This window comes from Ruegeria sp. MALMAid1280, assembly GCF_049195285.1.
Lineage (GTDB): Bacteria > Pseudomonadota > Alphaproteobacteria > Rhodobacterales > Rhodobacteraceae > Ruegeria.
In genome coordinates this window covers 968604-989113 of sequence record NZ_JBMIRT010000059.1, presented here as the reverse complement: position 1 = coordinate 989113, position 20510 = coordinate 968604, and the positions used below count along the sequence as shown (strand labels likewise).

General features: G+C 57.9%; 24 protein-coding genes, 1 pseudogene and 1 riboswitch. Of the genes and pseudogenes, 13 read left to right on the top strand and 12 right to left on the bottom strand.

The window, feature by feature from the left end:
• Positions 1-62: 62 nt before the first annotated feature.
• The 7 genes from ACOQFT_RS21820 to ACOQFT_RS21790 form a co-directional block, all read right to left on the bottom strand.
• Positions 63-659 carry a LolA family protein gene (locus tag ACOQFT_RS21820; protein WP_421599928.1) on the bottom strand — a complete coding sequence of 199 codons (597 nt, stop codon included), beginning with the start codon at positions 657-659 and terminating at the stop codon, positions 63-65.
• Positions 656-1075 carry an acyl-CoA thioesterase gene (locus ACOQFT_RS21815; protein ID WP_421600082.1) on the bottom strand — a complete coding sequence of 140 codons (420 nt, stop codon included), beginning with the start codon at positions 1073-1075 and terminating at the stop codon, positions 656-658. The genes ACOQFT_RS21820 and ACOQFT_RS21815 overlap by 4 nt, the downstream gene beginning before the upstream one ends.
• Positions 1076-1077: 2 nt before the next feature.
• Positions 1078-2622 carry an HAL/PAL/TAL family ammonia-lyase gene (locus tag ACOQFT_RS21810; protein WP_421599927.1) on the bottom strand — a complete coding sequence of 515 codons (1545 nt, stop codon included), beginning with the start codon at positions 2620-2622 and terminating at the stop codon, positions 1078-1080.
• Positions 2619-4295 carry a glycosyltransferase family 2 protein gene (locus ACOQFT_RS21805; RefSeq protein WP_421599926.1) on the bottom strand — a complete coding sequence of 559 codons (1677 nt, stop codon included), beginning with the start codon at positions 4293-4295 and terminating at the stop codon, positions 2619-2621. Before ACOQFT_RS21805 ends, ACOQFT_RS21810 begins: the two co-directional genes overlap by 4 nt.
• The gene (locus ACOQFT_RS21800) at positions 4292-4699 is read right to left on the bottom strand and encodes a hypothetical protein (RefSeq protein ID WP_421599925.1); all 408 of its coding nucleotides are present in this window, start codon (positions 4697-4699) and stop codon (positions 4292-4294) included. Before ACOQFT_RS21800 ends, ACOQFT_RS21805 begins: the two co-directional genes overlap by 4 nt.
• Before the next feature lie 2 nt (positions 4700-4701).
• Positions 4702-6051 (bottom strand): AMP-binding protein, encoded by a 1350-nt coding sequence (locus ACOQFT_RS21795; RefSeq protein WP_421599924.1) that lies wholly within the window; start codon positions 6049-6051, stop codon positions 4702-4704.
• Positions 6052-6166: 115 nt separating this feature from the next.
• Positions 6167-6460 carry a hypothetical protein gene (locus tag ACOQFT_RS21790; RefSeq protein WP_421599923.1) on the bottom strand — a complete coding sequence of 98 codons (294 nt, stop codon included), beginning with the start codon at positions 6458-6460 and terminating at the stop codon, positions 6167-6169.
• 359 nt (positions 6461-6819) lie between these two features.
• On the opposite strand from ACOQFT_RS21790, the gene ACOQFT_RS21785 reads away from it, so the two are divergent.
• From ACOQFT_RS21785 to ACOQFT_RS21755, 7 genes and pseudogenes are all read left to right on the top strand, one after another.
• Positions 6820-7380 (top strand): hypothetical protein, encoded by a 561-nt coding sequence (locus tag ACOQFT_RS21785; protein WP_421599922.1) that lies wholly within the window; start codon positions 6820-6822, stop codon positions 7378-7380.
• 74 nt (positions 7381-7454) lie between these two features.
• Entirely contained in the window at positions 7455-8090 is a 636-nt protein-coding gene (locus ACOQFT_RS21780; RefSeq protein ID WP_421599921.1) for a beta-ketoacyl synthase chain length factor, read from the top strand.
• On the top strand, positions 8083-8877 hold the full coding sequence (locus ACOQFT_RS21775; RefSeq protein ID WP_421599920.1) for a lysophospholipid acyltransferase family protein: 795 nt from the start codon (positions 8083-8085) through the stop codon (positions 8875-8877). Before ACOQFT_RS21780 ends, ACOQFT_RS21775 begins: the two co-directional genes overlap by 8 nt.
• Positions 8858-9133, top strand: coding sequence for a phosphopantetheine-binding protein (locus ACOQFT_RS21770; RefSeq protein ID WP_421599919.1), 276 nt, complete (start codon positions 8858-8860; stop codon positions 9131-9133). The genes ACOQFT_RS21775 and ACOQFT_RS21770 overlap by 20 nt, the downstream gene beginning before the upstream one ends.
• Positions 9126-9377, top strand: coding sequence for an acyl carrier protein (locus ACOQFT_RS21765; RefSeq protein ID WP_421599918.1), 252 nt, complete (start codon positions 9126-9128; stop codon positions 9375-9377). The genes ACOQFT_RS21770 and ACOQFT_RS21765 overlap by 8 nt, the downstream gene beginning before the upstream one ends.
• A gap of 23 nt (positions 9378-9400) precedes the next feature.
• Positions 9401-9955 (top strand): hypothetical protein, encoded by a 555-nt coding sequence (locus ACOQFT_RS21760; protein WP_421599917.1) that lies wholly within the window; start codon positions 9401-9403, stop codon positions 9953-9955.
• Positions 9956-10522: 567 nt separating this feature from the next.
• Positions 10523-10977: pseudogene (locus ACOQFT_RS21755) on the top strand (transposase); the annotation flags it as partial.
• Between the two features lie 200 nt (positions 10978-11177).
• On the opposite strand, the gene ACOQFT_RS21750 reads toward ACOQFT_RS21755, so the two are convergent.
• From ACOQFT_RS21750 to ACOQFT_RS21730, 5 genes are all read right to left on the bottom strand, one after another.
• Positions 11178-12074, bottom strand: a complete 897-nt coding sequence (locus ACOQFT_RS21750; RefSeq protein ID WP_421599916.1) for a metal ABC transporter solute-binding protein, Zn/Mn family — start codon at positions 12072-12074, stop codon at positions 11178-11180.
• The gene (locus ACOQFT_RS21745) at positions 12071-12973 is read right to left on the bottom strand and encodes a metal ABC transporter permease (protein ID WP_421599915.1); all 903 of its coding nucleotides are present in this window, start codon (positions 12971-12973) and stop codon (positions 12071-12073) included. The genes ACOQFT_RS21750 and ACOQFT_RS21745 overlap by 4 nt, the downstream gene beginning before the upstream one ends.
• A complete protein-coding gene (locus ACOQFT_RS21740; protein ID WP_421599914.1) occupies positions 12966-13724 on the bottom strand; it encodes a metal ABC transporter ATP-binding protein in 759 nt (252 codons plus the stop codon). Before ACOQFT_RS21740 ends, ACOQFT_RS21745 begins: the two co-directional genes overlap by 8 nt.
• Positions 13724-13858 (bottom strand): hypothetical protein, encoded by a 135-nt coding sequence (locus tag ACOQFT_RS21735; RefSeq protein WP_421599913.1) that lies wholly within the window; start codon positions 13856-13858, stop codon positions 13724-13726. Before ACOQFT_RS21735 ends, ACOQFT_RS21740 begins: the two co-directional genes overlap by 1 nt.
• Positions 13859-14061: 203 nt before the next feature.
• Positions 14062-14270: riboswitch (cobalamin riboswitch) on the bottom strand.
• 121 nt (positions 14271-14391) lie between these two features.
• Positions 14392-14826 (bottom strand): hypothetical protein, encoded by a 435-nt coding sequence (locus ACOQFT_RS21730; RefSeq protein ID WP_421599912.1) that lies wholly within the window; start codon positions 14824-14826, stop codon positions 14392-14394.
• Between the two features lie 328 nt (positions 14827-15154).
• Between ACOQFT_RS21730 and ACOQFT_RS21725 the strand changes: the two genes are divergently transcribed.
• From ACOQFT_RS21725 to ACOQFT_RS21700, 6 genes are all read left to right on the top strand, one after another.
• Positions 15155-15679: a hypothetical protein gene (locus ACOQFT_RS21725; RefSeq protein WP_421599911.1), complete on the top strand. Its 525-nt coding sequence runs from the start codon at positions 15155-15157 to the stop codon at positions 15677-15679.
• 218 nt (positions 15680-15897) lie between these two features.
• Positions 15898-16926, top strand: coding sequence for an alcohol dehydrogenase catalytic domain-containing protein (locus ACOQFT_RS21720; RefSeq protein WP_421599910.1), 1029 nt, complete (start codon positions 15898-15900; stop codon positions 16924-16926).
• Between the two features lie 74 nt (positions 16927-17000).
• Positions 17001-17876 carry a branched-chain amino acid ABC transporter permease gene (locus ACOQFT_RS21715; RefSeq protein ID WP_421599909.1) on the top strand — a complete coding sequence of 292 codons (876 nt, stop codon included), beginning with the start codon at positions 17001-17003 and terminating at the stop codon, positions 17874-17876.
• Positions 17877-17879: 3 nt separating this feature from the next.
• The gene (locus ACOQFT_RS21710; protein WP_421599908.1) at positions 17880-18977 is read left to right on the top strand and encodes a branched-chain amino acid ABC transporter permease; all 1098 of its coding nucleotides are present in this window, start codon (positions 17880-17882) and stop codon (positions 18975-18977) included.
• A complete protein-coding gene (locus ACOQFT_RS21705) occupies positions 18974-19738 on the top strand; it encodes an ABC transporter ATP-binding protein (RefSeq protein ID WP_421599907.1) in 765 nt (254 codons plus the stop codon). Before ACOQFT_RS21710 ends, ACOQFT_RS21705 begins: the two co-directional genes overlap by 4 nt.
• Entirely contained in the window at positions 19735-20508 is a 774-nt protein-coding gene (locus tag ACOQFT_RS21700) for an ABC transporter ATP-binding protein (protein WP_421599906.1), read from the top strand. The genes ACOQFT_RS21705 and ACOQFT_RS21700 overlap by 4 nt, the downstream gene beginning before the upstream one ends.
• The last annotated feature ends 2 nt before the right edge of the window (positions 20509-20510 follow it).

The following is a 20510-nucleotide window of genomic DNA, read 5'->3' as shown; positions in this document are numbered from 1 at the left end:
GACAACGGCACACACCGCCTGCGCAAGAATCCACAGTAGTACCCGGCGATTAGGAACCACAGTTAGTGCGCCCCCTGAAACTGTTGCCACAGGGGCAAAAGCTCGGCCCGGTCAGAACTGTCCATGTCCAGACGCACTGCGCTGGCCTCATAGGTCCGACCTTGCGCATCTTTCGCCCAGAACACGATTTCCCGAAGTACGGGATCTGCCCCACCGGACACGCGCAGTGTGACCGGCTCGGATTTTCCGGATGGTGTTTTCATGACGCCGCGTATCTGCGTATCACCGTCAGGCATTTGCGTTTCACCGCTGAGCGTAAAAATCCCGGTTTTGACCAGAGCCTGCGGATCGCCGGAAAGCATCCGGTCAAGTATGGTCAGCTCAAGCGCCCCGCGCCCTTCGTCCAGCCCGGAAAAATCACCGGCGGGGTTCAACTGATACAACCCGTCCCGTGCTACGATAAGTGTTGTTGCAAACGGAGTTCGGGTCGCCCAGATCAACCCCTCACCGGGCAACAGGGCAAACGAACCAGTTGTTTCAAGCGTAACATCGTGCTCGGGCAAGTAACGCGACTGGTGGAATGTCCCACCCAAAGGTGCAGCAGCCGCGAGATCGGCGACGAGACACGTCAAGAAGACCAGAACAACGCGCACTGTCATGCGGCCCGATCGCTTTGGTTTTCGACTTTAGCGCGGAAGGTGGCCGGTGTTTCGAACTGCATGACACCTGTATCTGCTGCGACGCAAACCATCGTGGTCTGGCCTTTGGTTAAGCGCGCATCGGTCTCAATATCAACAACCTGATAATCAATGACCATGCGATTGAGATATTCTCGAAGGGTCGCCGTGACGCGGATGCGCATCCCAAACCGCGCAGGTGCAACATATTTCACGCGCAGATCAACTACCGGCCAGCCGAAACCATCCTCGCGCATCTGCGGAAAGTTGTATTCCAGCTTATCCAGCAGGGCGCAGCGAGCCTCTTCGAACAGTTTAACATAGTTGCCGTGCCACATGATCTCCATCGGATCGAGATCATAGAACTGCACGCGGGTCTCAATGCTGGACGAGATCATCGTCAAATCTCCCACACGCGGTTGTGGATGTCGTCGGTTAACTTGCGCAAGACAGCGTCCAGTGGGCGGTCTTCATCAATCCGAGGAATCGTTTCGCCCAGTTGATCAAGGAAGGTCCGGGTTTCCGGCGTCAACTGATCCGTTCGCAATTCGTCTCGTTCCAAACGCAACAAGATGGCTTGATGGACGGAAATCAGCAAGGCAGCCGCCACCTGCTCGGTCAGCGTACAGACCCGCAGCGCATCCCGCGAGGCGATAGTTCCCATGCTGACCTTGTCCTGATTGTGACACTCGGTCGAACGCGAGAACACGCTGGCGGGCATCGTGTTCTTCAACGCCTCTGCCGTCCAGGCCGAAGCTCCGATCTGCAAGGCTTTCAGCCCGTGGTTGATCGATGCGCGCGTCAGTTCAGCGCCAGACAGATTCGAGGGCAGACCGTGATTAAACTTGGTGTCCACCAGCAACGCCATCTGGCGGTCCATCAGGTCGGCCAGATTGGCCAAGAGGTTCTTAAGCGAGTCGGCAACAAACGCCATGTGACCGCCATAGAAGTGTCCCCCATGCAAGATACGGTGGTCTTCCGGGTCGATCAGCGGATTGTCGTTGGCGCTGTTGATCTCGGTCTCTACCATCTGCGTAAATTGCGGCAGCATATCGAACAGCACACCGATAACATGTGGCGCGCAGCGGATTGAGTACCGGTCCTGCAGGCGTGCAGGTTCATAATCGGCGCCCAGATTGGCCAGATCCGCACGAATACGGGCCGCTGCTTCGGCCTGACCGGGATGGGGTTTTGCCTCGAACAAGCGGGAGTCGAAATGGGCGGGATTACCGGTCAGGGCGATGGCCGCCAGCGACGTGATCCGTGTTGCCAATCGACCCAGATAAGCTGCCCTCTCCAGCGCCAGCGTGGTCAGCGCGGTCATCACCGCAGTCCCGTTCATGATCGCCAATGCTTCTTTCGGACGCAGGGTGATCGGTTGCAAGCCTGCTTTGTCCAAAGCCTGCGCCGCAGGCATCACTTCGCCTTGATAGGTAACGTCCCGCTCGCCGATCAGGGCCGCAGCAACATAGGACAAGGGCGTCAGGTCACCGCTGGCCCCCACAGACCCTTCAGAGGGAATACAGGGCAGAATGTCGTGGTTGAGCAACCCGGCCAGTAAATCCACAAGTTCTTCGCTGACACCGGAAAACCCGTACGTCAACGAGCTGAGCCGCACGGCAAGTACGGCGCGCGTCTGTTCCGGCGTCAACATCTCGCCCAGACCGCAGCCATGGAACCGGCTCAGATGCAAAGGAAGTTCGGGGACCAGCGCGGGAGGAACGGCCCGGACAACACTGTCTCCGTACCCGGTTGTCACACCGTAGATCTCGCCGTCTTCTTCCAGTAAGCGATCAAGGTAGGCTGTGCTGCCCCGTAGCTTGCCGCGATAGGATGGGCAGGTGTTGATCACCGCTGTCACGGCAGGTTGGCGCGCAATGCGAACGATGTCCGAACAAGAGATGTCCCGGTCGCCGAAAGTGATGCTCGCTAATGGAAAATTCATCTTGTTTTCTGCTCCGAAGCCCAGAAGTTGAAAAAGTTGAACCACTGATAGGGTGCTTTGTGGATCTGTGCCTCAAGGAAGGCTGCGTAGCGGGCAGCAAAATCCCTAAGCCCCTGCCCCCGGTTGGCCCGTGGTAACTGTACCCGGTCGGCCAGCTTTTCCCAGCTGACTTGGAACCGCCCGTCATGCCGGTGGCACCCCATCATGTAGACCGGGCATTCCAGCAAATGTGATATCAGAAACGGCCCGGTGGGAAAGGCAGCCTCGTCGCCCAGAAATGGAATGCGCACCACATTTTCGCGCGCCTCGACAGGCGTCCTGTCCGCCGCGATGACCAGCCATTCCCCCCGCTGTACACGATCATAAAGCTCACCCGCGACCACCGGGTTCAGCGCCGTTACCTCGATCAACCGGGCTTGCGAACCGGGGTCCAGCTTTCTGAGAACGCTGTTGAAATTTTCGGCGTGTTTGGTGTGGGCAAAGATATTGACCACAAAGGATTTTTGCTTCGACGCCACCGCCCGCAAGACCTCGGGATTGCCCTGATGCGACACCAGAACGACAATGCCCTGCCCGGCCCCGACCTGATCGCGCAACGACGCAACGCCATCGCCCAGCCACACGTCCTCAGCCCCAATATCGCCATTCCAGGCGCTGGCCTTATCCAGAGCCGCGCGGCCGAAATTCAGAAACTGCCAGAAGCTGTGATACCACGCGCTGCCACAGCAAACCCCCGCCTGCCGTGCCCGGGTCAAGTACTGACCCGACGCCCGGCGCGCGTCGCCCGAGCACAGGAATGCCACCGCCACAATCGGCGCGATCAGCACCATCGCCGCCCGCGCGCCCAACAAGCGATAAATGGACGCCACGCAGCGAATGCCCCAATAGGTTCCGCGTTCTCTCTGATCTGCCCAATGTGTCGATCTGACCGGACGCACCCACCCGAACAGTCGTCTGCGCAGCATCGAGAACACAAGCCGTGTGTGCATCTTCGAGATCGCGATATTGTCGCGCAACGCATCAAAATTCGAATGGTTCTCGACTGGATAATTAACTTTCACCGGAATTTGGCGCACCGGCGTTCCGTTCCAGAACATGCGCACCATCACCTCGATGTCGAAATCCATTCGGCGACCCTGAACCTCGGACTCGCAAACCTCAAGCGTGCGCGCAACCGGATAGATACGCAAGCCACACATCGTATCCTTGATCTGAAAGGATAGCGTTTCCACCCAGACCCAAAAGTGAGTGACATAGCGCCCGATACGGCGGCCCCAAGGCGCGTCGCTTTCATAAACCGGACGACCGCTCCATAACGTGTCAGGAGCGCCGTGAGCATTGCCCAGCAACTCTTCGACCGCATCCAGATCATGCTGCCCATCAGCATCCACCTGAACGGCATGTGTGAACCCGAGGGCTTGAGCCTCTTGCAATCCACGAATGACCGCAGCCCCCTTGCCACCGTTTTGCGGGCAACGAAAAACGCGCACCGAACCGTCGGGTTGCGCCACCTGCGCTATCGCCGAGGCCGCCGGTTCTGCTGACCCGTCATCCACAACGATCACTGACAGACCAAGCTGTTTCAGGCACTCCACTATCGCCGGTAGACCTTTGTAATGATTGAAGCTGGGGACCAGCGCGCAGGGTTTGAATTCGGAAATTGCACCGGTCATGATCGCACCAGTTCGACAATACCGCTGGCATGTTCACCAAACGCCGAAGCAATGGTGAATTTAACGCGGTCCCGTTCAGGCTGGTGTTCCAATGTCAGCTCAAGATGCGCCTGCGGTTCAACCACCTTTTTAAATTTAAGGTTCCGCACACCGCCAACCGCACGCCCACAGCCAAAAACCTGATCGGCCAGCTGAACTGCCCAATCAAGCAAGGCAATGCCCGGAACGATCGGTTTTTCCGGAAAGTGCCCCTGTAGGCATGTCAACTCTGGCACTACGTTCAGCGACAAAATCGCGTGCGGGCCTTCCAATGTGGCAATCCTGTAGGGCGGCAAAACAGTGGCGCGAGGGTCTTGCATACACCCCCCCGTCACGTACGTATCTTTGTGATTGAGCACTGCCATCGTCACCCCGAAAATAGTGCAGCCAAGGCTGCAGCCTGTCTTTTTCCGCGCTCATTGGTCGGAATTTCGCGGACAAACCGCCATAGCTTTGGCGCGGATGCTGCGTTTTCCGCCGTCCTGATCGCGGTTGAAAGGACGCGTTCGAGGCGGAACTTGCCCTTGCTTTGCAGCAATTGCTCACCCTCGGGCGTGAGGGTTGCCACCATTGCCAACTTTTGGCCCTTATCCGTATCCACACCAAGCGCCGCGGCTTCCAGAACACATGAATTTGCCTGCGCAAGCGCCTCGATCCGAGGCAATGACACGCGAACGCCTTCAATTTTGAGGACACGATCATTTCGCCCGCCCAGCTGGAACCTGAGCCCATCTGGCGACAAGGTGCATAAATCCGACGTCTCGAACCAATCAGCACCGGGTGTCACCGCCGAGCGGACGGCCAGACACCCTGAAGATGCGTACCTGACATCGACCCCCGGAAACACCGTCCACTTCTGATCCGAAACCGCCTGGGTTCGAAAACCAATGCCGCCGGTTTCCGTGCTGCCATAGACTTCAACCGGAAAGGAACCGGATATCTGGGCCATAGCCCGGGCACTGTCCGCCATCAGCGGCGCGCCAGAGGAAAACACCATTACCGGTGCCCGTTCTGATACCGGTCTGGACCCAAGGCGCATCATATGCGCCGGGCACGAGACGATGACGGTCGGGCATTGCTCGGCATGGTCCAGTGCCGCGTCGACGGATATCTGGCGCGGTACAAACAGCGCTCGTCCGGTGGCCAAGGGCCAGACGAGGTTAAACAGGATGCCATAAATATGGTGATGTGGAACTGTGGCCACGACCCGAGCTCCGGCGACGTCAGATCCGAACTGCTGCTGCAGAGTTTCAGCCTCAGCCTCAATCTGCCGCCAGGATTTCGGAATTGGCTGCGGTGCGGCAGTTGAGCCGCTTGTGAAGAATACAAGATTACACTCGGCCGCCTCTGGCAGGTCTACGGCGCCATCTGAAATTTGAGCGGCAGAAAACAGACGCGCAATCTCGGTATCTGTAATCAGATGATCGAACTGATCTGCGCGGTTCGTCAGGCCACCGGGCGACGTCACTCCGGGCAGAATCGTGGTAACCCGACACGCGAAACACGCCAGCAAGGACGCCAAAAAGGCAGACGGGTCTTCGCAGGCAATCGCAATCCTGCGCACGTCCCCGCGACGTTTGCGCTCAGCGAGTTCCACGACCAGCGCGCGTGTCAACCCCAGGACGTCAGCCACGGTCGTGGCAACGGCGGAACCCTGAAATAGAACCTCGTCTTTTGGCCAGTTCGGCAAATCGCACAGTGATCGAAATGAGTTCAACGTATTCCTGCTCGTTCAAATCCGATAAGGCGGCCGCTTCAGTGACGTCTGCGCCTCAAAAAGAGTTCAAATACTCTGTACTGACAAACTGGCCTGAGAGCCTGCTCCCCCAGCCTCAAACCGGACGCTGCACTACAGCACGCACCGTTTGAGCGTCAACACAAAAGGCATACATGAGCCCACCGGCAATCCCCTCAACCCAGTCCGATGTGGCGGTTTGAGCACAATTATCCGCTGTTTTGCCCGCTATTTCAGCAAACCGGTCTTCAGCGCCGCATTTCACGCACGCCTCCCACAGGGTCCATAACAAATAAAACCCGGTCTGATCCTTGGGCTGCGCCCCTTCTGGCCAGGCCACCTGCGCAAGCTCGGCCCAATTTGGTCGATCCTGCAAAATTTCCAGATCCACGCCGACCGGTCCAATTTCGGACAACCCGGCTCCTACAAACCCACCGCGATGTGTTATAGACGCCCAAAGCCGCCTGTTTTCAGAGGTATAGGTCATTGGGCCGTCGCGAGGATCGCTCAGCACCGCATGGCGCAAATCGTCCCTATCCTGAACCGCCCCCGCCAATAGCGCCCGTGCAGCCTGGGATTGCACGGCCCGGCGTGGTGCCTGGTTCAAGGGCTCTCCCTTCAGCTTCGCAGTCAGAACGGTGCAACTCTGCCTGAACAGCAGTTGTGGTTTCATGGGACAAAAAGAGGCCATCCGGGAAGCAGCTACGCCCTGCGCCCGGAAACGTCATTGCGACTAAACGTCATCCTTGAATGTTCCAGGCCACACTGACATTGCTGCGTCTATTCGAGCACATTTCCGAAACAGAACATCATTGGTCCAATAGTCGCATGGCAACCAACGTAAGACATTCAGCCGCTCTATTCCTGACACTTTTGATCGCTGGCTGCACGACTGACGTGCAAAGCCTGGACGCCAACCAGACAACATCTTCGAGTCAGTCCTACACGCCTCCGCTCATCGAACGTGTGGTTCCGGCTTTCACACCGGTTATCAACGTTCCGCAAAGTTCAACGCGCTTGTCGTCATGGGATGTGGAACAAGCTATCTTGCGCGGAGCAGGTGCCCGCGACCAATGGATTGTGACCAACAAGCAACCCGGCCAAGTGAACCTGACCGTCGTTGTCCGGTCGCATCAGGCGCGGGTCAAGGTTATCTACAACAGCAAGACAGTCAGTATTGCTCTGGTCGACAGCACGAACCTGATGCAGTCCGGAAACAAGATTCACCGGAACTACAACAAATGGGTCATCCTGCTGCAGCGTGAAATCGAAACTGAGTTGCTAAAAATGGCCGGGGGGAGCAACAGCTGACCGATACAGAACTGACTTTTTTTGCTGGACCCTGCCGGTATTGGACTAAACAGGGCGGTGAAGGTCCAGGTTTCGTGGACGCGCCGCACAAGAACATACCGCCGAAATTCCGCAGACGTCTGAGCGACTTTGCCCGGACCGCCTTGGGCACCTATTTGGCCGCCGAGGACCCCGAGGATTCGGAGCTGATCTTCGCGTCCAGGTATTCGGACATGCAAGAAACGCTCAAACTGCTGACCGAACTCAACCAGCAAGAGCTTTTGTCGCCGACGGCCTTTTCAACATCGGTACACAATGCAGTACCCGGGTTTGCCACCTTGATCCGGACTTTGCGGTCGGCCCACTCTGGTATCTCCGCCGGTGTTGACAGTTTCACTATGGGCCTGACCGAGGCGTTGACCCGTATTTCCTATAACCCGGCGCGCGCAGTGACGTACTTGTTTCACGAGGCTGCCCTGCCCGACGAATACCGCCCACTCGCGCCCGAAGGTTCGGATGGTTTCACCCTTTGTGTTTCGCTCTCTTCCCGCCCAACCGCCCTTCATGATCGCGCGCTTGCACTGTCTCGTGTGAAACCTGAAAAGACCCACGAACAACCCAACGGCCTGAACAATGCTCGTGCGTTTGTACGGCTTCTGGGCAATGAAACGACCGAAGTCCGATTGACCGAAACCCGGCGCAATCTATTGGTGAGACGCGCCGATGCGTAAACTGAACTACTATTGGCGCGTTCTGGCCACCGGCATTTCTTTTTCAACCTTCGGGCTGGGCAGCCTCGTATTGGGTGCCATTTGGTTTCGCCTGCTTGCATATATCGAACACGACCCTGCGGAACTTGAACGGCGAACCCAACGCGGCGTCAGCCTTACCTTCAACGCCTTTCTACGGTTGATGACGGTGTTGGGCGTGGCCCGGTTTCACTATCGCGACATGCAGAACCTGACGATGGCCCCCTCGGTAGATGGCAAGGGCCGTCTTATCATCGCCAACCATCCGACTTTGATAGACGTCATCGCTTTGATTTCCCGCATGCCGAACGTGCAATGCATTGTGAAGCACGAGCTTTTTTCGAACTTTTTCATCTCACCTGCGGTTTCCGGAGCGAATTACATCCGGAACGATGAAGATCCGGAAAAATTGGCTCAGGACTGCATCGATGCGATCAATTCGGGTAAATCAATTGTTGTTTTCCCCGAAGGCACACGAACACCTGCCAGCAATGTAATGAAGTTTCACCGTGGGTTTGCCGCCGTCGCCTGTGCTACGCAATGCGAGATCGTCCCGATCACAATCACCGTCAACCACCGGACGTTGATGAAGGGCGTGCCGTGGTACCGTGTGCCGCCCGAGCGTCTATCGATGACTCTGACCGCGTTGCCCATTGTATCAACCAGAGATCTGTGTGATACGACCCTGCCCGTGCCTACGCGCAAGCGGCACATTTCAAGAAATGCACAGAAGATTTTGGAGGTATCCCTTGGATATCCAAACGCTTGAACAACGACTTAAGACACTGATTATTGATGCTCTTGCCCTCGAAGACGTGTCTGAAGCTGACATTTCATCCTCGGAGCCGCTTTTTGATGGTGGGCTTGAGTTGGATTCGATCGATGCTCTGGAAGTCGGCGTTGCCGTTCAAAAGACGTATGGTGTCAAGCTGGACGCAAACTCGGATGACGTGAAACAGGCGTTTTACTCGGTTGCCACGCTGGCGCAGAAAATCTTGTCCGAACGCGGAGGCGCCAATGTCTAAGCCGGCCAATTTTGATGAGGTTCTGGACCTGCTGAAGCAGTATCTGGAAGAAGACTTCGAGGTGCCACCGCAGGACGTGCAACCTGACGCCCGCCTGTATGAGGATCTGGACCTCGACAGTATTGATGCCGTCGATCTGATTGTCCGCTTTCAGCGGGATATCGGAAAGCGCTTCTCAGCAGAAGAGTTCAAATCGGCGCGAACCGTTAAGGACGTGGTCGACGTGGTAGTGGCGAACCTCTGAGGTCGTCCGCAGCACGCAAGTCGATGACCATCTTCCGCGCCTCGCTTACTTTTCTTCTGGCTGTTTGCCTTGTCGCTTTCCCGTTCGCGGCATTCTGGTTTTCGTCCTTCGCGCATCCGTATTGGTTGTTTGTTGTCGCGATCGCGCTGAGCATTCTTCGGTTTGCCCTGGCCGAACGAAGGATGACCGACCTACTTGTCCCGCAGCTGATCTTTTATCTTGTTGTCATGGCCTTGGCTCTTCTGGCGGTTAAAGATCAGGCCTATCTGATACATCCATTTGCTATGAGCGGGTCATTTGCGTTGATTTTCGGTATCAGTCTTACAAAAGAGCAGCCACTAATCGAAATTCTGGCGCGGATGCGACAGCCGGAGCTGCAACCTTCTGGTGTTGTTTACACACGCAAGTTAACACTCATTTGGCTGGTGTTTCTGGTTGTTAACTCTGTTGTCGCGGCATTAACCGCCTTCTTTGCACCAATTGAAATCTGGGCCATTTATAACGGTTTTCTGTTTTATTGTTTGTCTGGTGTTCTGTTGGCGTCTGATTTTTTGTACCGCCATTTCTTCGTGGCCTAAGCAAAAGAACCTAACCATCCATCTCAGTCCATGGACGAAGTCGCTCCCTCGGCATTGAGCGCCCATGAGAGGCGTTTCTTATTGAATCACCTTCGGACAATTGAAAAGTGGACGCATCGGTCTGATGATTGAAGCCTTCTCAACCATCAACAGAAGGCTCCCATAATAGAGGAGAGATTGACCCCATTTCGAGAGTGGCTAAGCCAAGACGATGCCGCTCCTGAGTTGTTTGTAGAGAACATCCGTGATCCCGAAGGGTTCGTCCGCGATTTACGCAACAACATGGATTCCGCCCGAGAGAGAATGGGTTGCAAGGAATTGTTAACCGCCTGATAACGCGTCACAAATAGGATATTGATCGCTACCCACCTCATTGACGGACAATTTTTCGTACACCCCTGTTCATAGGTCGATTTATGACCGCATTTTCTGGGGAAACGAACTTCGACAAGTATCACTGTGAACTAATTGAACAGAATTTTTCCGCGTTCGCGTTGCTTCTGGCAGTACCGGGTGCAGGATCCGCATTTGAGTCGAGCAATTACATAAATCTAAGCGGGTGTTCTCCGTTCGAAGCGGATTGCCGTGAACATGCCGTATCGCTGTTCCAGGGGTCTTCTGCACCTGCTTTTCGATAATGCCGGCATCAAGGGCGAAGGCGAATGGCATACTCGCAAGCACGGCGGGTCCAAACGGCGGATTTGGAGCAAGATCCACCTCGGGATCGACAAGCAGACATTGGAGATTCGGGCCGTCGAGATCACCGGGAGCCACACAGGCGATGCCCGGTCTTGCCAGATCTGCTCGGCCAGATCCCGGCGGATGAGGAGATCGGCCGCGTCACCGCCGACGGCGCATACGATACCCGTAAGCGCGACGATGCCATTGCGGGTCGTGGTGCCCATGCGGTCATGCCGCCGCGAAAGAACGCTAAGCCGTGGAAGGCCGCTACTGCCGGCGCGGTCGCAAGAAACAATGCGCTGGGCACCTCGAAATACTTCGGCCGGGCACTCTGGCGACGATGAAGCGGATACCACCGCCGAAGCTGTGGGATAGGTCTCTCCGGGGAAAGGGAAACCTCGGCCATCAGTGGATTTGCGCAACAGAGCCGTTTGGCCCCGAAACTGGTAGTCATCAACGCCAGTCGCGAATTCCCGGGCATCAAGCTATAGTGGGTGCTTGAGGCGGTAAATCAATCACCGCCTCGCACAGAAGGTCAAGCTTAGCTGGCGGTTTCATGTGCCAGCGCGTCCAGCAGCGTGCCGAGGTTGTGCTGGAACATCGTAAGATAGCTGGTCGCAGGACCGCCGCGTTCGGACAGGGCATCCGAGAACAGACGCCCGCCGATCACAATGCCGGTCTCCTCCGAGATTTGCTGCACCAAGGCCGGGCTGGTGATATTCTCGACAAACAGGGCCGCCGCGCCTTCTGCCTTCAACTGATCGATCAGGACAGCGAGATCCTTGGCCGACGGCTCGGCCTCGGTGGCGATGCCGACCGGAGCCAGAAAGGTCAGGCCGTATGCGTCCGCCAGATAGCCGAACGCATCATGCGCGGTCACAACGGTGCGACGGTTCGCGGGCAGGTCGGCCAGTTTTGACTTGGTTTCGGCATCCAGCGCTTCCAGTTCGGCAATGTAAGCGTCGGCGTTGGCGGTGATCTCGCCCGCGTGCTCGGGCATGGCCTCTTTCATCGCGGCGGCCACGTTGGTCACGTAGATCACGCCGTTTGACAAAGAGTTCCACGCGTGAGGGTCGGTCATTCCGTCAACTTTGACCGGCGTGATACCGGCGGTGGCCACGTGGACGGTTGCTTCGGTTCCGGATTCCGAAATCAAAGTGTCGGACCACGTCTCGAAACCCAGGCCATTGACGAAAATGATGTCGGCCTGAGCCACGGCGCGCGCATCCGCGACCGAGGGCTGATAGACATGCGCGTCCGCGTCAGGACCCACGATGGTCGTCACAGTGGCCAGATCGCCCACAACCTCTTCGACCATGTCGCCCAGGATCGAAAAGCTGGCAACGATCTTGACGTCGTCTTCAGCAGCGGCTGGCAGTGCGGCCAGAACAAAGGATGCCGTAGCAATACCGGCATAGAGGGATTTCACAAGAGTCATTTGGCTCTCTCTTCTTGATGGATTTGCGCAACGGCGAGGTCTTTTGAAACAGACGGATTGCGCAGCCGTCTGCCAAAGCCTAACGGACCAAAAATGGCCGAAACGAAGAAGAACACACCTGCAACCAGTACAATTGCCGGTCCGGAAGGCGTGTCCGGGAACAGGTACGACAGGGTCAGGCCGATCCAGCAACTGGACAGGGCAAAAAGGAAGCCCAGAACAAGCTGCCCCGTGATCGTGCTGGCCCAGTAGCGTGCCGCCGTTGCGGGCAGGATCATCAGGCCAACCGCCATCAGCGTGCCCAGCGTCTTGAAGGCCGCCAGCAGGTTCAGCACCAGCAGCAGCATAAAGCCCTGATCAATCAGCCATGGACGGCGCGTCTGGGTTTCAAAGAAAACGGGGTCACAAGTGCTGACGATCAGGGGCCGTAGCAAGAAAGCGAACGCCACCAGCGTGACTGTGGCGACCCCTCCCACCAGCAGCATCGAAGCATCGTCTATGCCGAGGATCGATCCGAACAGGAAGCTTTTCAACGGAACTGCAGACCCTGCGGCCGACAGGATGAAGATACCGACGGCAAGTGCGATCAGGTAAAGCGAGGCCAGGCTGGCATCGCTGCGCAGGATCGTCCGGCGCGCCAGAAAGGCCGTCAGAATGGCAACCCCCACGCCTGCGATCAGACCGCCAACCAGCAGCGACATGACCGACAGGCCCGCCGTGACAAACCCGATGACGATGCCGGGCGTGATGGCATGGGCCATGGCTTCGCCCGCCAGCGACAGGCGACGCAGGACAAGGAACGCGCCCACCGGCGCCACCGAGGCCGACAGGACCGTGGTCGCCACAAAGGCACGCCGCATGAAGGCAAAGCTCCACATTTCGCTGAGGAGGTCAAACATGTGCGTGCTCCGATGTTGAACGGTTGCCCCGGAACATCCAGGAGGCCTGGCTTTCCGAAAGATATCCCTGGACCACCAGCCGGTCGGGCGTCAGCACGTCGCTGACTTTGCCATAGGTTGCCTCTTGCCCGCCCAAAAGCAGGGCGTGGCTGCAATGATCCAGCACGGACGACAGATCATGTACCACCAGCACAACGGCGCGACCTTCGCCGCGCCAGCGCTCGATGATCGACAGCAGATGCGCCTCGGTGTGTTGATCGACGGCCGCAAAGGGTTCATCCAGCAGGACAAGTGGAGCGTCCTGCATGATTACCCGGGCAAACAAGGCGCGCTGCAATTGCCCGCCGGACAGCATGTGCAGGGGTCGGTCCGCGATGTCCAGAACGCCGGCCTCATCCAGCGCAGCAGTCATCCGGTCACGCGCGGCATTGTCCAGCCCGGAACGGAGGCCAAAGCCGCGCCAAGCACCCATTGCAGCCAGATCCCGCACGCGGATGGGGAAACGCCGGTCAAACTCGGTCATCTGGGCCAGATAGCCGATTTCACGGGGGCGGCCTTGCGGCCAGTCAACGCTGCCCGACAGCGGGTCGATCAGGCCCAGCAACATCTTCACGAATGTGCTCTTGCCCGACCCGTTGGCCCCCAATACGGCCAAAGTCGTGCCGGCTTCGACATCCATGGACAAGCGGCGAAACAGGGTCAGGTCGCGGTAGCCAAGGGTCAGATCGCGGATTTGCAGAACATTTGACATCAGATCACCGCGTAAATCGCAAGCCACAGAAGCGCCGACAGGGCCAGCGCGCCCGCAACCAGAACCGGTATGCTGTATTCAGTCAGGCAGCGGCCGCGGTGCGCAACGTCAAAGTCGGTCGAACGCAGTGTCATCGGGCTGTCTCGCGGGATACAGAAATGCCGGACTGGGCCGAGGTGACATTCACCCCAAGCGTTTTGCAGGGTCGGGATTCAGAATTCCGCAATGACAATGACTTCGCCTCCTCAGCTTGGACGAGGGCAAAGCGAGTGCAAGGTTCTGAACGGCAATGGCCGTGTGAAACATTGTCATCTCCCTCTGGGACACCCCGCCCAGGTTAGTAATAATTCGGATGGCAGGTCTCCTGACTTGCGGGTCAACGCTATCCCGATCCTTCCCAGGCGCTTGCCCAGTGGCCGATCTCGGGTCGCTCACCGCCTACAGTTGCGGGGGCAGTCACGGAGTTGGCCTTTTCAGGGCCGCACCGTATTCCCTTTTATCCCAAACCACAGAACACGGTCGGGAACCATCCCGAACACAAAACACAAATCGAATTGATTCGACAATAGAGCGCGCTATCCACAGTGATTGATAGCCTGAACTTCACAGGAGATTGGAATGCTTTTACAGCCGCCACCATACGACCGTCGGCAATGCCAGCCCTGCGCTATGCAGAGTTCTGAAGGCATTCGAAACCGCGCAACCATGCTTTAGCCAACCGCGCCGCATCCGGCCCCGCCCGGTGCGGTGGCGGCCCTGCACTTTCCAACGCGTGATAGACGCATTCAATCGCTGCCTGCTCTGTCAGGCTCATCCGGACATAACTGTCAAAATCGAGAAGCTGGACTTTGGGAAATGGCATGTCCGTCTCCAGCAACCGTATCAGCCACCGCCGCTCAAACTCTGGATTGTCCGTCACGGCAATTCCGGTGTTTTCTGCCTTGAACCATTGTGCGACTGCTTTGGGATCTTCGCCTTCTGCTTCTAGATATGCGCGGCTTAACCCGTGGATTTCGGCACTGACATCCGACCAGCCCGCCGCATCCCAGTCAGGATGTGGTTTGATAAGGCGTGATGCGGTGTTCACCTTGCTCTGGACCACGCGCGAAATCCCAATCTCGATCGGCCAACTGATCGCGCTGAGGGAACTGGCTTCGAAATCGAGGAAATAGGCAGGCTGGGTTCGGACCAGATTCTGTGTTCGTTCAGTCAAAACGGGCTATCCAATCTTGTTGCGATAGGCTCAACGGGTAGGTGCCACGCATCAAATGTTACTTCGATTGTATGGTGGCATGTTATTGCCATTGCGTTTCAGCGGATAGGCGTAGCATGGCTCAATCCTCGGATTTGAAAAGAACTTCCGGGTTTTCCCCTTTGCATCCGGTTAGATTTGACCCATCTCGGCGACACATTTTCCAAAGGAGAGACACATGTCGCGCACTATCGTATTAGCTGTAGCCATCGCCGCCATCGGCGCCGGCGCGTATTATTACCTTACTCAACCCGAACCCACGCCCGCCGAACAATTGCAATCGGCGGCGGAAGATGCCGGCGACGCGGTCAGCGAGGCAGCCCAGGACGCAACCGATGCAGTCAGCGAGGCTGCAAGCTCGGTTGCTGATCAGGCAACCGAAGGCGCCTCGTCCATTGCGGCACAGGCCACCGATGCGGCCGAGCAGGCCGGAGAAGCGGCCACGGACCTAGCCAACCAGGCCGGTGAGGAAGTTGCCGCATTGGCGAACCAGGGTCAGGACCTGCTGAACTCGTGGGTCGAGAACGGCGCGCTGAGCCTTGAGAATTTCGACTATGACACGATGGTCGCCTCGGTTCAGGAAAGCAATCTGGCGCAGGAGCTGAAAACACAGGCCATTCAGATTCTGGATGACATCAAGGCTTCACCAGAAACGATCGCGGTTAAGTTCCAGGAACTCCGCGACCTGCTGTCCGGACAGTGAAGCAAGCGGGTCGCCCGGTTTGGGCGGCCCCCTATTGGGCATGGCGCAGGTTCCATCCACGTCAGGGCGTCGGTCGATTGACGCGCACAGGCGCATTTGTTTGGCTGTGATCGAGTTGGAAATAAACCCAAATTCGTCTGTTACACGGGGCGTCCTTATGGTGCCGCCGTGACTGGGTTTTGGCAACGAAACGCGCGGTTCAGAAACAAGGAACGACCATGACCACCCTGCCCCAGACCATGTATGCAACCGTTCTTTTGCACGACGGTTATTCCGGTGAAGCCACCGGTCCATATATCGAGAACGCCGGAGATTGGTTGACCGAAGCCGAACTGCCGGTTCCTGAACCCGGCCCCGGGCAGGTTCTGGTCAAGTTGCGCGCAGCCTCGGTGAATCCATCCGATATCCATTTCATCAAGGGCGAATACGGACAGCCCCGCGTCAAAGGGGCGGCCGCCGGGTTTGAGGGCTGTGGCGACGTCGTTACAACCGGTCAGGGTGCCGAGGCGCTAATGGGTCAGCGCGTCGCCTTCATCACCGCCGGTTCCGGTTCTTGGGCCGAATACGTGCTGGCTCCGGCGATGATGTGCATCCCTCTGCGCCCCGAGATTTCCGACGAAGACGGCGCGGCGCAGATCGTGAACCCTCTGACCGCCATGGCGATGGTTGATATCGCCCGAGGCGCCGGCGACGCGTTCGTGGTTTCGGCGGCCACCAGCCAGTTGGGTAAACTGATGTGCGGCCTCGGGCGCGACCTTGGCCTGAAACCGATCGCTCTGGTCCGGCGCGGCGAAACCGTCGAAACGTTGAAAGACCATGGAGCGGCAGAGGTTCTGGTGACCACCGATCCCGACATCGTCCAGAAATTTGCCAAAGTCAGTCAGGCTCTGAAGCCCCGCGTGTTCCTGGACGCTGTGGCCGATCAACTGTCCGAGCAGGTGTTCTGCGCCATGCCCAATCAGGCGCGCTGGGTTTGCTATGGCAAGCTCAGCGCCGAACTGCCGAAATTGACGCAAATGGGCCAGCTGATCTTTATGGGCAAGCGGATCGAGGGTTTTTGGCTGACCAATTGGGTGACCACCACCCCGCCGCAGAATCAGGCACGTGTCGTGACCGAAGTTCAGGCCCGATTCGCCGATGGTCGCTGGAAAACCGATATTTCCGAACAGCTTGCACTGAGGGAGTTGGTGCCAAATCTGGCCGAAGCCCTGAAAAAGAGTGACGGAAAGGTGATTATCACGCCATAGTAGAACAAAGCCCCGGGTGACGGAGGACACCCGGGGCGGTCAAAACGCCGGGCCTACCGGCTGGGAGGGTGAAATTGGACAATGCGCAGCTGCTGATCAGCGGGCTGGCAAACGGCTGTGTCTATGGCCTGATCGCGCTTGGTTTTGTGTTGATCTATAAAGCGACCGAGGCGGTGAATTTCGCACAGGGCGATTTCATGATGCTGGGCGCTTTTGTCACCATCGGGCTTACCAATACCGAATATATGGGGCTGCCTTTCTGGCTGGCGCTTCCGATCTCGCTGGGGATCATGGGGGCGCTTGGGTATCTGCTGGACCGGCTGATCATCCGCCGCCTGTTTGGGGAAAGCCAGACCGCAGTGGTGATCCTGACGATCGCTCTGGGCTTTGTGATCCGTTTTTTGGCCGGGCTGATCTGGGGGCACGAGCCGCAAACCTTGCAGAACCCTCTGGCCGGAAAGGAATTCAGGTTTGGGGGCATTGTCCTGGGGATGGAGGACGTGGCCGTTATCGTTGTCACCGTTTTGCTAACTTGGGGGATGTATGTATTCTTCAATCGGACGAAACTTGGGCTGGCGATGCAGGGGGCGTCGCAGAACCAGTTGGCGGCCTATTACATGGGCATTCCGGTCAAGCGCGTTCAGGGGTTCATCTGGGCCTTGGCCGGTGTGGTCGCCGGTATTGCGGGCGTGTTGTTCGCCGCCAAAGGCGCGGTGGATCCAACAACCGGACTGCTTGGGATCAAGGCCTTTGCCGCTGCGGTGATTGGCGGACTGGGCAGCCTGCCGGGTGCACTGGCCGGAGGGCTGATCGTCGGCGTCATCGAACCCTTTGCCAGCCGTTACATCGCCGCGGGCTACAGCCAGATCGCGCCTTACGCGCTGTTGCTGGCGGTGCTGATCTTCCGCCCCAACGGTCTGTTCAGTCAGGTCCGGGTCAAGAAGGTCTAGACCATGCGGATCGTGTTCAAAACCGACTATCTGCAGGATATCCGCCCCTGGAAGGATAGCTATCAGCTCAGCCTCTACCTGATCCTTCTTGTCGTCGTTGCCGCCGCGCCGTGGTGGCTGGATGATTTCTATCTGGGAGAGCTGACGAACGTCCTGATCTGGGCCATCGCCGGGTTGGGCCTGATGGTGCTGACCGGCCATACCGGACAGGTCAGCCTCGGCCATGCCGCCTTTCTGGCCTTTGGGTGCTATGCCAACGTCATCCTGATCGAGGCTGGCGTGCCGTTTCTGGTCGCCTTCCCGCTGGCCGGTGTCCTGACGGGGATTGCCGGGGTGACGGTCGCCATCCCTGCCCTGCGACTGCACGGTATCTATCTGGCGATCTTTACCATGGCGCTGTCGATCCTGATGGATGACGTGATCGTTCTGGCCGAACCGATCACCGGTGGCGTGGCGGGCAAGTATCTGGGCGGGGTCGTGGTTTTTGGCCATCTGGTTGATCGCTGGGCCACCCCTGATCAGTTCTTCTGGCTGGTTCTTGGTGTGGCCGTTCTGGTCACCCTCGGCTATATCAACCTGCTGCGCGCACCATTGGGGCGCGCCTTCATCGCGGTGCGCGATTCCGAGATTTCGGCGCAGGCGATGGGGATCGACATTGCGCGCACCAAGATGATCTCGTTCGCCCTGTCCTGCGCCGTGACGGGCTGGGCCGGAGCCCTGATGGGCATGTACGCAGGCGCCTTCAACAACGAGACCTTCAGCGTTCTGATTTCTATCCAACTGCTGATGATGATCGTGATCGGCGGGCTGGGCTCGATCCACGGTGCGTTTCTTGGCGCCATCGTGATCGGGTTTCTGCCCCAGTTTCTGTCGATCTCAAAGGAATACGTGGGTGCGCTGTTCGGTGGCAACACGGTCGCCATTCCGGGGCTGGAGTTCGGTATCTTCGGAATGATCCTGATTGCCTTCATCCTGTTCGAGCCGATGGGCCTCTATGGTCGCTGGCTGAAAATCCGCACCTGGTTCGAGCTGTTCCCGTTTTACCGAAAGGACATGTTCAAGCGGCAGAAATCCTACCTCAAGACGGAACGCCTGCGATGAGCTTTCTGGAGTTCGAAAACGTCACCCTGAAGTTCGGCGGCCTGATTGCGGTCAACGACCTGTCCTTCTCGGTCGAACAAGGTGAGGTCTTTGCCATCGTCGGCCCGAACGGCGCGGGTAAATCCACCGTCTTCAACCTGATATCGCGGTTCTATGACCCGTTTGCTGGGTCGATCCGTTTCGACGGTCACGATCTGCTGCAGGTAAAACCCTCGGGCGTGGCGGCCTATGGCGTGGCGCGCACGTTCCAGAATATCGAGCTGTTCGAGCACGCCACCGTTCTGCAGAACCTTTTGGTCGGACGTCACCGGCATCGCCGCACCAACCTGTTGTCCGAGGTGCTGTTCCTGCCCTCTGCCCGCCGGCAGGAGGTCGAAAACCGCGAAAAGGTCGAAGAGATTATCGACTTTCTCGACCTGCAGGCCTATCGCGACAAGATGATCTCGGGCCTGCCTTATGGTGTGCGCAAGGTGGTCGAGGTCGCCCGCGCACTGGCCACCGATCCCAAGCTGCTGCTGCTGGACGAGCCGGCCTCGGGGCTGTCGGTCGAAGAGACTACGGACATGCGCTGGTGGATCGACGATATCCGGCGGCAGATGGGCATCACGGTGTTGATGGTTGAACATGACATGGGGCTGGTTTCCGGCGTGTCAGACAGGGTTCTGGCTATGGCCGACGGTGCGAAACTGGCGCTTGGCGCGCCCGCTGAGGTGCAATCCCACCCCGCCGTGGTCGAAGCCTATCTGGGGAAAGCCTCATGAGCGATCCGGTCCTGACCATCCGCAATGTTGAAAGCTTCTATGGCCCCATCATGGCCATCCGCGGCGTATCTCTGGACGTGCATCGCGGTCAGATCGTCTCGATCCTCGGGGCGAATGGCGCGGGAAAGACGACTTTGATGAAGACCATTTCGGGCGTGATGGACCCGGAAAAGGGTAAAATCACTTTTGACGGCGCCGAAATACAGGGGTCCGAGCCGCATAAGGTTGTCGAGATGGGCATCGTCCACGTCCCCGAAGGGCGTGAGGTCTTTCCCCTGATGACGGTCGATGAAAACCTCAACCTCGGCGCATATACATTGGCCGACAAATCCCGGATCGATCACAACCGGGAACTGGTGTTTACCTACTTTCCCATCCTGAAGGAACGGCGCACCCAAGAAGCAGGAACCCTGTCGGGCGGCCAGCAACAGATGCTGGCCATCGGCCGCGGCCTGATGGCGAACCCGAAGATCATGCTGCTGGATGAGCCGTCTCTGGGCCTGTCCCCCCTGCTGGTGCAAGAAATCTTTGGCATCCTGAAGCGCCTGAACGATGAGCAGAACATGACCATGGTACTGGTCGAACAGAACGCCAAGGCCGCATTGGAACTGGCCCAGCACGGATATGTGATGGAGGTCGGCCGCATCGTCATGGACGGCGCGGCGGATGTGTTGATGCAATCCGAGGACATCCAGAACTTCTATCTTGGCATGCAAGAGGAAGGCGTGCGGGAAACCCGCCGCTGGAAACGCAGAAAGACGTGGAGGTGAGC

Bases quoted from the DNA above. Each gene is read 5' to 3' on its own strand.
- ACOQFT_RS21820 (WP_421599928.1), bottom strand. From the start codon at position 659: ATGACAGTGCGCGTTGTTCTGGTCTTCTTGACGTGTCTCGTCGCCGAT.
- ACOQFT_RS21815 (WP_421600082.1), bottom strand. From the start codon at position 1,075: ATGATCTCGTCCAGCATTGAGACCCGCGTGCAGTTCTATGATCTCGAT.
- ACOQFT_RS21810 (WP_421599927.1), bottom strand. From the start codon at position 2,622: ATGAATTTTCCATTAGCGAGCATCACTTTCGGCGACCGGGACATCTCT.
- ACOQFT_RS21805 (WP_421599926.1), bottom strand. From the start codon at position 4,295: ATGACCGGTGCAATTTCCGAATTCAAACCCTGCGCGCTGGTCCCCAGC.
- ACOQFT_RS21800 (WP_421599925.1), bottom strand. From the start codon at position 4,699: ATGGCAGTGCTCAATCACAAAGATACGTACGTGACGGGGGGGTGTATG.
- ACOQFT_RS21785 (WP_421599922.1), top strand. From the start codon at position 6,820: ATGTTCCAGGCCACACTGACATTGCTGCGTCTATTCGAGCACATTTCC.
- ACOQFT_RS21775 (WP_421599920.1), top strand. From the start codon at position 8,083: ATGCGTAAACTGAACTACTATTGGCGCGTTCTGGCCACCGGCATTTCT.
- ACOQFT_RS21765 (WP_421599918.1), top strand. From the start codon at position 9,126: ATGTCTAAGCCGGCCAATTTTGATGAGGTTCTGGACCTGCTGAAGCAG.
- ACOQFT_RS21760 (WP_421599917.1), top strand. From the start codon at position 9,401: ATGACCATCTTCCGCGCCTCGCTTACTTTTCTTCTGGCTGTTTGCCTT.
- ACOQFT_RS21750 (WP_421599916.1), bottom strand. From the start codon at position 12,074: ATGACTCTTGTGAAATCCCTCTATGCCGGTATTGCTACGGCATCCTTT.
- ACOQFT_RS21745 (WP_421599915.1), bottom strand. From the start codon at position 12,973: ATGTTTGACCTCCTCAGCGAAATGTGGAGCTTTGCCTTCATGCGGCGT.
- ACOQFT_RS21740 (WP_421599914.1), bottom strand. From the start codon at position 13,724: ATGTCAAATGTTCTGCAAATCCGCGATCTGACCCTTGGCTACCGCGAC.
- ACOQFT_RS21735 (WP_421599913.1), bottom strand. From the start codon at position 13,858: ATGACACTGCGTTCGACCGACTTTGACGTTGCGCACCGCGGCCGCTGC.
- ACOQFT_RS21725 (WP_421599911.1), top strand. From the start codon at position 15,155: ATGTCGCGCACTATCGTATTAGCTGTAGCCATCGCCGCCATCGGCGCC.
- ACOQFT_RS21720 (WP_421599910.1), top strand. From the start codon at position 15,898: ATGACCACCCTGCCCCAGACCATGTATGCAACCGTTCTTTTGCACGAC.
- ACOQFT_RS21710 (WP_421599908.1), top strand. From the start codon at position 17,880: ATGCGGATCGTGTTCAAAACCGACTATCTGCAGGATATCCGCCCCTGG.
- ACOQFT_RS21705 (WP_421599907.1), top strand. From the start codon at position 18,974: ATGAGCTTTCTGGAGTTCGAAAACGTCACCCTGAAGTTCGGCGGCCTG.
- ACOQFT_RS21700 (WP_421599906.1), top strand. From the start codon at position 19,735: ATGAGCGATCCGGTCCTGACCATCCGCAATGTTGAAAGCTTCTATGGC.